General features: G+C 64.8%; 13 protein-coding genes. 8 read left to right on the forward strand and 5 right to left on the reverse strand.

The window, feature by feature from the left end:
* Positions 1-77 precede the first annotated feature (77 nt).
* The 6 genes from I6F24_RS14585 to I6F24_RS14610 all read left to right on the forward strand — a co-directional run bounded on the left by I6F24_RS14585 (position 78) and on the right by I6F24_RS14610 (position 6,426).
* Positions 78-926: an MBL fold metallo-hydrolase gene (locus I6F24_RS14585; RefSeq protein WP_225139426.1), complete on the forward strand. Its 849-nt coding sequence runs from the start codon at positions 78-80 to the stop codon at positions 924-926.
* 84 nt (positions 927-1,010) lie between these two features.
* Positions 1,011-1,853 (forward strand): fumarylacetoacetate hydrolase family protein, encoded by an 843-nt coding sequence (locus I6F24_RS14590; RefSeq protein WP_035997147.1) that lies wholly within the window; start codon positions 1,011-1,013, stop codon positions 1,851-1,853.
* A gap of 133 nt (positions 1,854-1,986) precedes the next feature.
* The gene (locus I6F24_RS14595) at positions 1,987-2,598 is read left to right on the forward strand and encodes a glutathione S-transferase family protein (protein ID WP_225139427.1); all 612 of its coding nucleotides are present in this window, start codon (positions 1,987-1,989) and stop codon (positions 2,596-2,598) included.
* 15 nt (positions 2,599-2,613) lie between these two features.
* Positions 2,614-3,480: an MBL fold metallo-hydrolase gene (locus tag I6F24_RS14600; protein WP_225149364.1), complete on the forward strand. Its 867-nt coding sequence runs from the start codon at positions 2,614-2,616 to the stop codon at positions 3,478-3,480.
* A 174-nt stretch (positions 3,481-3,654) separates the two neighbouring features.
* A complete protein-coding gene (locus tag I6F24_RS14605; protein WP_276573665.1) occupies positions 3,655-4,803 on the forward strand; it encodes an alpha/beta hydrolase in 1,149 nt (382 codons plus the stop codon).
* A 150-nt stretch (positions 4,804-4,953) separates the two neighbouring features.
* Positions 4,954-6,426 (forward strand): amidase, encoded by a 1,473-nt coding sequence (locus I6F24_RS14610; protein ID WP_225149365.1) that lies wholly within the window; start codon positions 4,954-4,956, stop codon positions 6,424-6,426.
* Positions 6,427-6,570: 144 nt separating this feature from the next.
* On the opposite strand, the gene I6F24_RS14615 is transcribed toward I6F24_RS14610, so the two are convergent.
* Genes I6F24_RS14615 through I6F24_RS14625 form a run of 3 tightly spaced genes read right to left on the reverse strand, consistent with a single transcriptional unit; the run spans position 6,571 to position 9,675 of the window.
* Positions 6,571-7,659, reverse strand: coding sequence for a Zn-dependent alcohol dehydrogenase (locus I6F24_RS14615; RefSeq protein ID WP_035997137.1), 1,089 nt, complete (start codon positions 7,657-7,659; stop codon positions 6,571-6,573).
* A gap of 44 nt (positions 7,660-7,703) precedes the next feature.
* On the reverse strand, positions 7,704-9,488 hold the full coding sequence (locus tag I6F24_RS14620) for an acyl-CoA dehydrogenase family protein (protein WP_225149366.1): 1,785 nt from the start codon (positions 9,486-9,488) through the stop codon (positions 7,704-7,706).
* Positions 9,472-9,675 (reverse strand): hypothetical protein, encoded by a 204-nt coding sequence (locus tag I6F24_RS14625; RefSeq protein WP_035997131.1) that lies wholly within the window; start codon positions 9,673-9,675, stop codon positions 9,472-9,474. The genes I6F24_RS14620 and I6F24_RS14625 overlap by 17 nt, the downstream gene beginning before the upstream one ends.
* Positions 9,676-9,709: 34 nt before the next feature.
* Between I6F24_RS14625 and I6F24_RS14630 the strand changes: the two genes are divergently transcribed.
* Together I6F24_RS14630 and I6F24_RS14635 are read left to right on the forward strand one after the other, a co-directional pair.
* Positions 9,710-10,411 carry an SDR family oxidoreductase gene (locus tag I6F24_RS14630; RefSeq protein WP_225140827.1) on the forward strand — a complete coding sequence of 234 codons (702 nt, stop codon included), beginning with the start codon at positions 9,710-9,712 and terminating at the stop codon, positions 10,409-10,411.
* Positions 10,412-10,535: 124 nt separating this feature from the next.
* A complete protein-coding gene (locus I6F24_RS14635; RefSeq protein WP_036040518.1) occupies positions 10,536-11,366 on the forward strand; it encodes an enoyl-CoA hydratase in 831 nt (276 codons plus the stop codon).
* Positions 11,367-11,547: 181 nt separating this feature from the next.
* Here I6F24_RS14635 and I6F24_RS14640 read toward each other — a convergent pair whose 3' ends face one another.
* Positions 11,548-12,171: a GNAT family N-acetyltransferase gene (locus tag I6F24_RS14640; RefSeq protein WP_225149367.1), complete on the reverse strand. Its 624-nt coding sequence runs from the start codon at positions 12,169-12,171 to the stop codon at positions 11,548-11,550.
* A gap of 69 nt (positions 12,172-12,240) precedes the next feature.
* Positions 12,241-12,444 (reverse strand): DUF1127 domain-containing protein, encoded by a 204-nt coding sequence (locus I6F24_RS14645; RefSeq protein ID WP_035997119.1) that lies wholly within the window; start codon positions 12,442-12,444, stop codon positions 12,241-12,243.
* Positions 12,445-12,529 lie beyond the last annotated feature (85 nt).

Genomic DNA, 12,529 nt, shown 5'->3' on the forward strand with positions numbered 1-12,529 from the left:
CCTCAGATGATCCATTGCGCCCGATGGCAGAAAACGTGCATGTTCCAGCGCAAGAGCAAGAAAATGGGAGGCGGCGGATGCAGTGGAAGGTCGGCAAGGTCAGGATCACGAAATTCGTCGAAATGGAGACGGTCGGCTCGACCCGCTTCATCCTGCCGGCAGCCACCCATGACGAGATCCAGAAGCTGCCCTGGCTGATCCCGCATTTCGCCACCGACGAAGGCCGGCTGAAAATGTCGATCCACTCGCTGGTGGTGGAGACGCCGACGCGCCGGATCGTGGTGGACACCGGCCTCGGCAACGACAAGCAAGGCCGCGGCGTCCCCACCTGGAACAACCGCAGCACGCCGTTCTTGGAGACCATGACCGCGGCGGGGTTTCCGCCTGACAGCATCGACACCGTGCTGTGCACGCATCTTCACGTCGACCATGTCGGCTGGAATACGCGGCTGGTTGACGGCGGATGGGTGCCGACGTTCCCGAAGGCGCGCTATGTTTTCGGCAGGACCGAATATGATCATTGGCGTGATTACACGGCCGAGCCGGACAAGGTCGCGGTGTTCAACGACTCCGTGAAGCCAGTGGTCGATGCCGGCCAGGCCGATCTGGTTCCGAGTGACCATCGGCTTTGCGAGGAGATCGAAATGATCCCAACTCCCGGTCACAGCCCGGGGCACATGAGCGTCCTGATCGAGTCCGACGGCGAGCAGGCGCTTCTGACCGGCGACGTTGCCCATCATCCCTGCCAGATGGCCCATCTCGACTGGTGCTCGACTGTGGATACTGATCCCGCGCGTTCGGCGGCAAGCCGGCATGCGGTGTTCTCGCGCTTTGCCGACACACCCACACTGGTGATCGGCGGTCATTATTCCGCCGGACATATCAAGCGAGACGGCGACGCATTCAGGTTCGTGGCGCTGGGGTGATGCCCGTTTTGGGCGGTTGAATTTCCCGCCGCCCTGTTCCATGAAGCAGTTAACCGATCGGTCCATTCCCAGGGAGAAACGAGAATGAAGCTTGTTCGTTATGGCGAGAAGGGTGCGGAAAAGCCCGGCCTGATCGACAGATCCGGCCAGTTGCGCGACCTGTCGGCGCATCTGAAGGACCTCACCGGCGAGGCCTATTCGCCTGAATCCCTGAAGAAGCTGGCCGCGCTCGATCCCGCCTCGCTGCCCGCCGTCTCCGGCAAGCCCCGGTTCGGCGCCCCCGTCACCGGTATCTCGAAATTCGTCGCGATCGGCCTCAACTATTCCGACCATGCCAAGGAGACCGGCGCCGAGATTCCGAGCGAGCCGATCATCTTCATGAAGGCCAATACCTCGCTGTCGGGCCCGAATGATCCCGTCGAGAAGCCGCGCGGCTCGACCAAGCTCGACTGGGAGGTCGAGATCGCCGCCATCATCGGCACCCGCGCCAAATACGTCTCGGAAGCCGACGCGCTGAACCACGTCGCCGGCTATTGCGTCTGCAACGACGTCTCCGAGCGCGCTTTCCAGATCGAGCGCCTGGGCCAGTGGACCAAGGGCAAGTCGCACGACACGTTCGGCCCGCTCGGGCCGTGGCTCGCCACCAAGGACGAGATCAAGGACGTGCAGAACCTGTCGATGTGGCTCGACGTCAACGGCCAGCGCCGCCAGACCGGCTCGACCAAGACCATGATCTTCTCGATGGCCAAGTGCATCTCCTATGTCTCGCAGTTCATGACGCTCCTGCCCGGCGACGTCATCACAACGGGCACCCCGCCGGGCGTCGGCCTCGGCATGAAGCCACCGACCTTCCTCAATGTCGGCGACGTCGTCACGCTCGGCATCGAAGGCCTCGGCGAGCAGCGCCAGGAGATCGTGGCGGCGTGAGCCTCCGCCCTCTCGCCGTCATTGCGAGCGAAGCGAAGCAATCCAGAATCCCTCCGCGGCAACACTCTGGATTGCTTCGTCGCTTCGCTCCTCGCAATGACGAAACAAAACGTTCATTTGTGGGATACTCTCCATGAAGCTCACCTTCTCCCCCGCCTCGCCCTTTGCCCGCAAGGTGCGCATCGCTGCGATCGAGCTCGGGCTGATCGACAAGATCGAGCTCGTGCCCGCGAGCGTCACGCCGGGCACCGCCAACGAGGATTATTCGAAGATCACGCCGCTGAAGAAGCTGCCGGTGCTGATCACCAATGACGGCGACGTGATCCTGGATTCCTATGTCATCGTCGAATATCTCAACGAGATCGCCGGCGGCAGCCTGATCCCGGATTACGGCCCGCGGCGCTGGAAAGCCAAGACCAATCACTCGCTGATCAACGGCATGCTCGATTCCATGCTGCTGTGCCGCTACGAGAAGATGGTGCGGCCGCAGGGCCTGCAATGGCAGGCTTGGTCGGACGACCACTGGAACAGGGCCTGGACCGGCATGGCGCGCTTCGAGAACATGCCTGACGTGCTGAACGGCCCGTTCGACATCTCGCAGATCGGCCTCGTTTGCGTGCTCGGCTATGCCGACTTCCGCTTCGCCGATTGCGGCTGGCGTAAGGCCTTTCCGAAGCTCGACGCATTCCACCAGAGGATGCTGGAGCGGCCCTCCGTCAAGATCTCGGTGCCGCCAGCGGCATAAGTCTCGGGAGTTCTCATGAGCCTCAGATTCTCGGTCGGCGATCTCACCATCCATCGCATCATCGAGCAGGAGACCTCGTTCGTCCCGGCGCTGGAGATGCTGCCTGGACTGACGCCGGACGTGCTGGCCGAGAACCGGGCTTGGATGCGCGAGGCGAAGGCACTGGACGATGAGGACGTGCTGCTGCTGTGCTTCCAGTCCTACGTGGTGAAGACGCCGCACCACACCATCCTGGTCGACAGCTGCATCGGCAACGACAAGCCGCGGCCGCGGCCGAAATGGAACATGAAGACCGACGACACCTATTTGCGCGGCCTCGGCGCCGCGGGGTTTTCGGTCGACGACATCGACTTCGTGATGTGCACGCATCTGCATGTCGATCACGTCGGCTGGAATACGCGGCTTGAGAACGGCCGCTGGGTGCCGACCTTCCCCAAGGCGCGCTATTTGTTCGCCAAGCAGGAATTCGATCACTGGTCCGCGCAGAACGAGAAGACGGAGATCCCGCCATTCGTCGACAGCGTGTTGCCGGTGGTTGAGGCCAACAGGCACGAGCTCGTCGGCAACGACCACGAGATCGGCGACCACGTCCGCATCCTGCCGACGCCGGGTCACACGCCCGGCCATATCGCCATCACGATGGGCCGCGGCAAGGACGATGCGGTGTTCTCCGGCGATCTCATGCACTCGCCGCTGCAGACGCTCTATCCGGAGCTGTCGATCAAGTTCGACGTCGATCCGGCCGAAGCCGCGAAAACGCGCCGCAGCTTCCTGGAACGCTATTGCGACACCGACACGCTGTGCTGCACCGCGCATTTCCCCTCGCCGTCGGTCGGGAAGATCAGGAGCAAGGGCAACGCGTTCGAATGTGTGGCGGTTTAGTCTGGCTGTCGTAGGGTGGGTTAGCTCTGCGGCTGCGCGAAGCGCAGACGCCGAGCGTAACCCACCACTTCTGCCTCCGCGGAGGATAAAGAGGTGGGTTACGCCGCGCGGCTTGCGCTTCGCGCAATCCCCGGGGCTAACCCACCCTACGATACTGCCCGTGTGGAGAATACCATGACCGCGCTCCCCGACATCCCCCTGCCCGCCGGCATCCGCTCGCGTCACGTCGAGGGCATCAACGGCTTGCGGATGCATGTGCTGGAGGCCGGATTCGAGACCAAAGGACGGCCTTGCATCCTGCTGCTACACGGCTTTCCCGAGCTCGCCTTCTCCTGGCGCAAGGTGATGCCGGCGCTCAGCGCGGCCGGCTACCACGTGATCGCACCGGACCAGCGCGGCTACGGACGCACCACGGGATGGAGCGCGGAGTACGACGGCCCTCTCGCGCCGTTCTCGCTTCTCAATCTCGTGCGCGATGCGCTCGGCCTGGTGTCGGCGTTCGGCTACAGGCAGGTCGATGTGGTCGGACATGATTTTGGCAGCCCGGTCGCGGCATGGTGCGCCTTGATCCGGCCCGACGTGTTTCGTTCGGTGACGATGATGAGCGCGCCGTTCGGCGGACCGCCGCCGCTGCCGTTCGGCACGGTCGACAAACCGGCAAAGCCCGCGGTGGAGGCCCCCGTGCATCGCGAGCTCGCCGCGCTGCCGCGGCCACGCAAGCACTATCAATGGTACTATTCGACACGCGAAGCCAATGCCGACATGCAGCATGCACCGCAAGGCGTGCATGATTTCCTACGCGCCTATTATCATCACAAGAGCGCGGACTGGCCCGACAACAAGCCCTATCCGCTGCAAGCATGGTCGGCGCAGGAGCTGGCGAAGCTGCCGACCTATTACGTGATGGACTTGCATGAGACCATGGCCGAGACGGTCGCGAAGGAGATGCCCTCGCCGGCCGCGATCGCCGCGAACCAATGGCTGCCGGATAGCGACCTTGCCTATTACAGCGCCGAATACAGCCGCACCGGATTTCAGGGCGGGCTGCAATGGTACCGCTACGGCACGTCGGGCACACTCAACAACGAGATGCAGCTGTTTGCCGGCCGCAGCATCGATGTGCCCTCCTGCTTCATCTCGGGCAAGCAGGATTGGGGCACCTATCAACGGGCCGGCGCTTTCGAGACAATGCAGCGCAGCGCGTGCACGAAGATGCTCGGCTGCCATCTCGTCGACGGCGCAGGCCATTGGGTCCAGCAGGAGCAGCCGGCCGCGGTGAGCAGGTTGCTGCTCGACTTCCTCGCCAAGGCGGGCGTGGCCTGATCTGGACGGGGGAACCACGGCTGGGGGCGACGTAGCTCGTATCACATTCGCTGTTTACGGCTAGCAGCACATCAATCTCCATCAAACAGCCGTTGCGAGATTCCGCCAGACTGCGCATCATCCTCGAGCAACCAGAGCGGGAGAAACGCCGTGGCCGGATCGGAATGGAGTTTCAAGAGTGCGGTCGAACTGTCGGCCGCGTTGCGTGCGAAGAAGGTCTCGGCGGTCGAGCTCACGCAGGATGCGATTGCGCGGATCGAACGGCACGACGGCAGGATCAACGCGGTGTGCGTGCGCGACTTCGATCGCGCGCTCGTTGCGGCGCGCGAGGCGGATGCGGCGCTGGCACGCGGCGAGCGCAAGCCGCTGCTCGGCCTGCCCACGACGATCAAGGAATCCTTCAACATCGCAGGCCTGCCGACGACCTGGGGATTCGTGCCGCAGAAGGGCTTCAAGCCCGTGGAAGACGCGCTGGCGGTGACCCGCATCAAGCAGGCCGGCGGCGTGATCCTCGGCAAGACCAACGTGCCGGTCGGCCTCGGCGACTGGCAGAGCTACAACGACATCTACGGCACCACCAACAACCCCTACGATCTCGGCCGCACGCCGGGCGGTTCGTCCGGGGGATCGGCGGCAGCCCTCGCCGTAGGCTATTGCGCGCTCGCCACCGGCTCGGACATCGGCGGCTCCCTGCGTGTGCCGGCATTTCATTGCGGCGTGTTCGCGCACAAGCCGACCCTCAATCTCTGCGCGGCGCGCGGCGAGACCCCGCCGCCGTTTCCAGCCATTCCGCGCGAGGGCGACCTCGCCGTCATCGGGCCGATGGCGCGCAATGCTGCGGATCTGTCCTTGCTGCTCGACGTCATGGCGGGGCCCGATCCGCTCGATTCCGGTATCGCCTACAAGCTCGATTTGCCGGCCGCGCGGCATCAATCGCTGCGGGATTTTCGTGTGTTGGTGATCCACAGCCATCCCCTGCTGCCGAGCGACCGGGATGTCGGGGGCGCGATCGACAAGCTCGCAGCCGATCTTGCGAAGGCCGGCGTCACCGTCGCACGCGAGAGCGCGCTGCTCCCGGACTTCGCGGAGACGTCGCGGCTTTACATGCGCATGCTGCTGGGCTTCCTCGGCGCGTTCCTGCCTCCCGACGAGCTGGCGGATGCGCATGCGCGGGCAAGTCAGCTCTCGCCGGAGGACACGAGCCTCGGCGCGGAGCGGCTGCGCGGCATCACCGCGAGCCACCGCGCCTGGGTCCTCGACGCAGGGACCCGCGCCGTGCTCCGCGCGCAATGGCGGGCGTTGTTCAAGAGCTTCGACGCGGTGATCTGCCCGATCATGCCGACGCCGGCCTTTCCGCACGATCATTCGCCGGAACAACGCCTGCGAACGATCAGCATCGACGGCAAGGATTACCCCTATTCCGACCAGCTCGCCTGGCCGGGCATCGCAACGCTTCCCGGCCTGCCTGCGACGGCGGTTCCGCTCGGCCTGACGAATGACGGTCTGCCCGTCGGCGCTCAGATCGTCGGTCCGTGGCTGGAAGATCGCACGCCGCTCAAGCTCGCCGAGCTGATCGAGCGGGAGTTCGGCGGGTTCGTGCCGCCGAAGATGTTCGACGATTGATGCTTCGAAGTCCTGTAGCCCGGATGGAGCGAAGCGAAATCCGGGACAGCCGATCCGCGACAAAGATCCCGGATTGCGCTTCGCTCCGTCCGGGCTACGAACTGTCATGCCCGGCTTGACCGGGCGATGACACCGTAACGGCCGCTAGCTATCGAACACGATCACGCTGCGTAGCGTCTTGCCCGCTTTCATGTTGGCAAAGCCCTCGTTGATCTCGGACAGCTTCAGCTTGGCCGAGATCCAGTCTTCCAGATGCAGCCGGCCGCGCAAATAGAAGTCGACCAGGCGCGGCATGTCGACCCGAAAGTGGTTCGAGCCCATCGAGGAGCCCTGGATCTTGCGCTCGCGCAGGAAGTCGAAGCCGTGCAGCTCGATCTTCTGCCCGAACGGGATCATGCCGACAATGGTGGCGGTGCCGCCGGAGGCGAGCATGGCGAAGGCCTGCTCGGCCGTCTCCTTGCGGCCGAGCACCTCGAAGGAATGGTGCACGCCGCCATTGGTGAGGTCGCGGACCTGCTTCACGACATCGCCGTCGGCCGGGTTGATGATGTCGGTCGCGCCCAGCTTGGTCGCGAGCTGGAGCTTTGCGGGATTGGTGTCGATGGCGATGATGCGGCCGGCGCCGGCGATCTGCGCGCCGTTGATCGCGGCCATGCCGACGCCGCCGCAGCCGATCACCGCCACGGTCTCGCCGGCCGTCACCTTCGCCGTGTTCACCACCGCGCCATAGCCGGTGATGACGCCGCAGCCGATCAGCGCGGCGAGATCGAGCGGCATGTCCTTGCGGATCTTCACAATGGCATTCTCGTGCACCAGCATCTGCTCGGCGAAGGAGGAGAGATTGAGGAATTGGTGCAGCTTCTCCGGCTTCGACCACTGCATCCGGTTCGAGACGCCCGGCAGCATCTTCACCGTCGCGTCGGTGCAGAGCACAGTGCGGCCGGTCGTGCAATTGTCGCAGGTGCCGCAGAAGACGGAGAGACATGTGACGACATGGTCGCCCGGCTTCACATAGGTGACATCGGAGCCGACCTGCTCGACCACGCCGGCGGATTCGTGCCCGAGCACCGCCGGCAGCGGATGCGGATAGAGCCCTTCCATGAAATGCAGGTCGGAGTGGCAGAGGCCGGCGACGGCGGTCCGGATCAGCACCTCGCGCGGTCCCGGCTTCGGCAGGCTGATGTCCTCGATGACGAGCGGCTGGTTGACTTCATAGAGGACGGCGGCCTTCATCGAACACTCCCTATCGCGCTTTTTGTTTGATCGCAGCGCGCAGCCTACGCTGCCAGAACCAGTTCGCCAACCTCGCTCATGCCGGCTGCGCGATCGCCGAGCAGCAGTTCGGCCATCTTCGCCTGCGCGGCATTTTCCGTCAGCCGGAACGGATCGCTCGGCGTCACGCGGTGGTCGATCACGAGACGCGAGAGCAGCAGCCGGCGTGCATCGCCACGCATCTCGTGAATGCGGTGTGCTTCCCAGGCGAGCGCCACCGCGCTGGCGACGTGATAGAGCGCGCTGGTGGCGCGGCGTGCATCGGCTTCGTTCTCGGACTTGGCCGCGACTTCCCGTGCGAAGCCGACGGCGCGGTCGGTGAGGCCACGCAGATGATCGCGCCAGGCCTGCGGTACCGAGCCACTGTCGCCGAGCCGGGCGTGCAGATCGGCTGCGAGCGCGGATTCCGCGCCGTGGCGGCCGACTGCCCGCCGCAGCGCATCGATCGCGACGATGTTACCGGTGCCTTCCCAGACCGAGCCGAGATGCGCATCGCGCAGCAGGCGGGCGGTGGCGAACTCCTCGATATAGCCGATGCCGCCGCGCATCTCGAGCGCATCGCCGCAAACCTTGCGCGCATCGCGCGTGGCGCGGAACTTCAGCGTCGGCGTGAGAATGCGCAGCAGCGCCGCGGCATCCTGGCTGCCGGCCTCGGCACGGTCGAGGGCATCAGCAGTGAGGAAGCTCATCGACAGGCCCTGCTCCACCGGCAGCATGATCTTCAGCATTTGTCGCCGCCCCAGCGGCAGATCGATAATGCGCTGGCCGAACACCACGCGGTTGGTCGCCACCGTCATCGCGTCATGATAAGCGCGGCGCATCAGCGCGGTGGACTTGACGCCGTTGGAGAGCCGCGAGGAGTTCACCATCTCGGCCATCTGCACGAAACCGCGGTCGAGCTTGCCGACAGCGTAGGCGATCGCGCCTTCAAGCTTGATCTCGCCAGAGGCCATCGAGCGGGTGCCGAGCTTGTCCTTGAGGCGCACGATCCGGTAGTGGTTCTGCGAACCGTCGTCGAGGAAGCGCGGCATCAAAAACAGGCCGACGCCGCGCGTACCGGGGCCGGCGCCTTCAGGGCGCGCCAACAGCATCACGACCTTGGCGTCGGCATTCGAGCAGAACCATTTCTCGCCATAGAGGCGCCAATGGTCGCCTTCCTGCACGGCTCGCGTGGTCAGCGTGCCGACATCGGAGCCGCCTTCCTTCTCGGTCATGAACTGGCCGCCCTGGGTCAGCTTGCTCATGTCGGTCGAGGTCAGGCCATCCAGATATTTCGCCTTGAGCGCCTCGCTGCCGAAATTCGCCAAGAGCTTGGCGCAGCCATCGGTGACGTTGATCGGGCAGCCCATGCCGAATTCGGTCTGGTTGAACAGGAAGGTGAAGGCGTGCTTGGCCACAACAGGGTATTTGTCCGACCAGCCCATGATGCCTTTGCGGATTGAAAGCGCGTGGATGCCGAACTCGCCGAACGCGGCGTTCTCCAGCTCGCGATAGGCCGGATGATATTCGATCCATTGCACGTCGCGGCCGAACTTGTCGCGCTGGTGCAGGATGGGCGTGTGCCGGTCGGCGAGCCGCGCGCATTCGTCGAGATGGCCGCCGGCGAGCTCACCGAGCCGGTCGAGATGCGGCTCGATGTGTCGGAACAGATTCTCCGGCAGATGGATGCGGAGCAGGTCCGTGAGCGCGGGATCGGCGCGGTAGAAATTCATGCCCGACGTATCGGGCGCCAGCAGGCCGGAGGGTGCGGCCGCGATATCTTTTGGCTGCGCTTTAACCGGTCCGGGCATGATCGTCCTCTTCGTTTCCGTCCGACGGCAATTCTTTGCGCTTGCCGCTTTGGATGATGTCGATCATGCTCCAGTCGCGGACAGCGATAAAGCCGCAAAATGTCAGGGCGGCATGATCGCCGCGAGGGAGCAACTCGCCCTGCGGAATTGTGATCGCGCCGGCTGGTTGTCTGCGCGGACCATGCATAGATCAGCGGCTCCTACCTCCGAGAGATCACGCCATGGAACACCCGAAGTACAAGATCGCCCTCATCGTCGGTGCCGGCGAAGGCCTCAGCGCATCGCTGGCGCGCCTGCTAGCGGCGCAGGGCATCCGCATCGCGCTCGCCGCACGCAAGATCGAGAAGCTTGGCGCGCTCTGCACCGAGACCGGGGCCAAGGCCTATGCCTGCAACGCCACCGAGCCCGACGAGGTGGAGCGGCTGTTCGGTCTGGTCGAGCGCGAGATCGGCACGCCCGACCTCGTCGTCTACAACGCCTCCGGCCGCACGCGCGGGCCGTTCGTCGATCTCGTGCCGGCCGACGTCGCGCAGGCGATTGCGGTCAGCGCCTATGGCGGCTTCCTGGTGGCGCAGCAGGCCGCCAAGCGCATGCTGCCGAACCAGCACGGCGCAATCCTGTTCACCGGCGCCTCCGCCAGCGTCAAGGGCTATGCGCAGTCCGCTCCCTTCGCGATGGGCAAGTTCGCGCTGCGGGGCCTTGCCCAGAGCATGGCGCGCGAACTCTCGCCGCAGGGCATCCATGTCGCGCATTTCGTCATCGACGGCGGCATCAGGAGCGCCGCGCGGACGGATCCGGCGGACAAGCCGGACTCGATGCTCGATCCCGACGCAATCGCACAGAGCTATTGGAACGTGCTGCAGCAGCCGCGCAGCGCCTGGAGCTGGGAGCTGGAGCTGCGGCCCTGGGTGGAGAGGTTTTGAGGGCAAGCTAACAACAATACCCGTCATTGCGAAGAGCGAAGCGACGAAGCAATCCAGACTGTCTCCGCCGAAAGATTTCTGGATTGCTTCGCTTCGCTCGCAATGACGAAGGAAGGGAGAAACCATGACCACGGAAACCACCATCGATACCGGCACTAATGAGCTCCTCTGCACGATCCGCGACCGCGTCGCTGTGATCACACTCAACCGGCCGGAGGCGCGCAATTCGCTGTCGGACGCGCTGACGCCGGCGCTGCGCACGATGATCCGGAGCTGCGGCGAGAATCCCGATGTCGGCGCGCTGCTGCTGACCGGCGCGGGCGAAGCCTTCTGCGCCGGCGGCAACGTCAAGGGCATGGGTGCGCATCGCGACAAGGCGAAGCTCGACATGTCCTTTGACGACAAGGTCGCCGACCTGCAGGAGCGGCAGCGGCTGCTCACCGGCGCGCTGGTGTCTGTGCGCAAGCCGACGATCGCTGCGCTGCCCGGCCCCGCAGTCGGCGCCGGGCTCGCCATCGCCATGGCCTGCGACATCCGCATCGCCGCGCAATCCGCCTTCGTCGCCACCGGCTATGCCCGCATCGCGCTGTCCGGCGACTACGGCATTGCCTGGCTGCTCACCCGCCTCGTCGGCACCGCGCGGGCGCGCGAATTGATGTTCACCGGCGACCGCGTCGATGCCGCGCGCGCCGAGGCGATCGGCCTCGTCAACCGCGTCGTGCCCGACGACAAACTGCAGACCGAGGCCTTCGCACTGGCCAAATCGCTCGCCGAAGGCCCGCGCCTCGCGCTGCGCTACATGAAGGACAATCTCGACGAGGCCCTGCTGTTCGACTTCGAAACCGCGCGCGACCACGAGGCCGAAAGGCTGGTCCGCCTTACCACGACCGCCGACCACAAGGAGGCCGTGCAGGCCTTCATCGACAAGCGCAAGGCGGTGTTCACGGGGAAGTAGCTCCGACACAAGCGCCGTCATTCCGGGGCGATGCGCAGCATCGAACCCGGAATCCATTGGGCCGCAAAACGCGCGGTGAAATGGATTCCGGGTTCGCACTACGCGCGCCCCGGAATGACGAGGGGAGATAGAGCGCAAAAAAAGCCCGGCTCTGGCTTGGCCAGGCCGGGCTGCAGTCATGTCAGGCCGAGGCTGAGGGGCTGTCGGCCTGACGGCAAAGGGCGGCGAGGCGCCAGCTCGCGCAGGGAATGTCTTTCGGTTCGACGCTGATCTCCTTGTCGAAGCGCACCAGCTTCCAATCGTCCGGATGGTTGACGAACGTGAAGCCGGCTTTGCGCGCGAGCGAGACCATGGTCTCGTTGGCGCGCAGCGTGTCGCCGTAGATGTGCTCGGCGCCGAGCGCGGCGGCGCGGCATTCGAGATTCTTCATCAGCGCGGTGGCGATGCCGTGGCCCTGCCAGCGGTCATCGACCGAGAGGCCGAACTCGAGGGTCGCGGTCTCGGCATGGAAGGCATAGCGCGCTTCGGCGACGATGGTCTCGAAGCCGTCGACCATCATGGTCGCCACGATGGTGAAGCGATCGCGCTCGCCGACCTCGAGGAAATCGTGCAGCAGGCCCTTCGGCAATTCGCTGATCGCACCGAAGAAGCGGTTGTAGCGGGAGCGGGTCGAGAGCGAGCGGAAATAGTGCTGCAGCTCATCGGTGTCGCGCGGCTCGACGAAGCGGACATTGAGCCGCTCACCGTGCCTTGTGCGCAGCACGTCCGAATATTGCTTGAGGTCTTCGAGGCGAAGCGAGCTCATGACACATGCCCAGCGGAAAAGGGGACCGCCGGCGCCCCTGTGCTCAGGCGGCGCCGGCCTGGCGGCCTGTCAGGCCCGCCAGAAGGGTTTGTCGGCCTCGTAGGCAATGTCGGACCAGGACAGCCCGACGTCCTGGAGATCGCGGGCGGTCCAGTGGGTCAGCTCGCGCCGGGTCCGGTAGCGCTCGTGCCAGACGTGGAGGACCTCGCCGATCTGGTAGAGGACGCCCTGTGCATGATGATTTGTCATCGAATTGTCGGTCAATGTAGACATTTTCAGCTCCTGGAGCTAAGTTGACCGCTAATATCTGCCTTCTGCTGCGCCGCGACAAACGACAATTCGTACCTTTTCGCATGAA

It is taken from the genome of Bradyrhizobium sp. BRP23 (assembly GCF_020194135.1).
Taxonomy (GTDB): Bacteria; Pseudomonadota; Alphaproteobacteria; order Rhizobiales; family Xanthobacteraceae; genus Bradyrhizobium; species Bradyrhizobium yuanmingense.

Excerpts from the sequence above, each read along its gene's own strand:
- I6F24_RS14625 (WP_035997131.1), bottom strand. The coding sequence starts at position 9,675 with ATGCATGGTCCGCGCAGACAACCAGCCGGCGCGATCACAATTCCGCAG.
- I6F24_RS14640 (WP_225149367.1), bottom strand. The coding sequence starts at position 12,171 with ATGAGCTCGCTTCGCCTCGAAGACCTCAAGCAATATTCGGACGTGCTG.
- I6F24_RS14595 (WP_225139427.1), top strand. The coding sequence starts at position 1,987 with ATGAAGCTCACCTTCTCCCCCGCCTCGCCCTTTGCCCGCAAGGTGCGC.
- I6F24_RS14635 (WP_036040518.1), top strand. The coding sequence starts at position 10,536 with ATGACCACGGAAACCACCATCGATACCGGCACTAATGAGCTCCTCTGC.
- I6F24_RS14600 (WP_225149364.1), top strand. The coding sequence starts at position 2,614 with ATGAGCCTCAGATTCTCGGTCGGCGATCTCACCATCCATCGCATCATC.
- I6F24_RS14605 (WP_276573665.1), top strand. The coding sequence starts at position 3,655 with ATGACCGCGCTCCCCGACATCCCCCTGCCCGCCGGCATCCGCTCGCGT.
- I6F24_RS14590 (WP_035997147.1), top strand. The coding sequence starts at position 1,011 with ATGAAGCTTGTTCGTTATGGCGAGAAGGGTGCGGAAAAGCCCGGCCTG.
- I6F24_RS14585 (WP_225139426.1), top strand. The coding sequence starts at position 78 with ATGCAGTGGAAGGTCGGCAAGGTCAGGATCACGAAATTCGTCGAAATG.
- I6F24_RS14630 (WP_225140827.1), top strand. The coding sequence starts at position 9,710 with ATGGAACACCCGAAGTACAAGATCGCCCTCATCGTCGGTGCCGGCGAA.
- I6F24_RS14620 (WP_225149366.1), bottom strand. The coding sequence starts at position 9,488 with ATGCCCGGACCGGTTAAAGCGCAGCCAAAAGATATCGCGGCCGCACCC.
- I6F24_RS14615 (WP_035997137.1), bottom strand. The coding sequence starts at position 7,659 with ATGAAGGCCGCCGTCCTCTATGAAGTCAACCAGCCGCTCGTCATCGAG.
- I6F24_RS14645 (WP_035997119.1), bottom strand. The coding sequence starts at position 12,444 with ATGTCTACATTGACCGACAATTCGATGACAAATCATCATGCACAGGGC.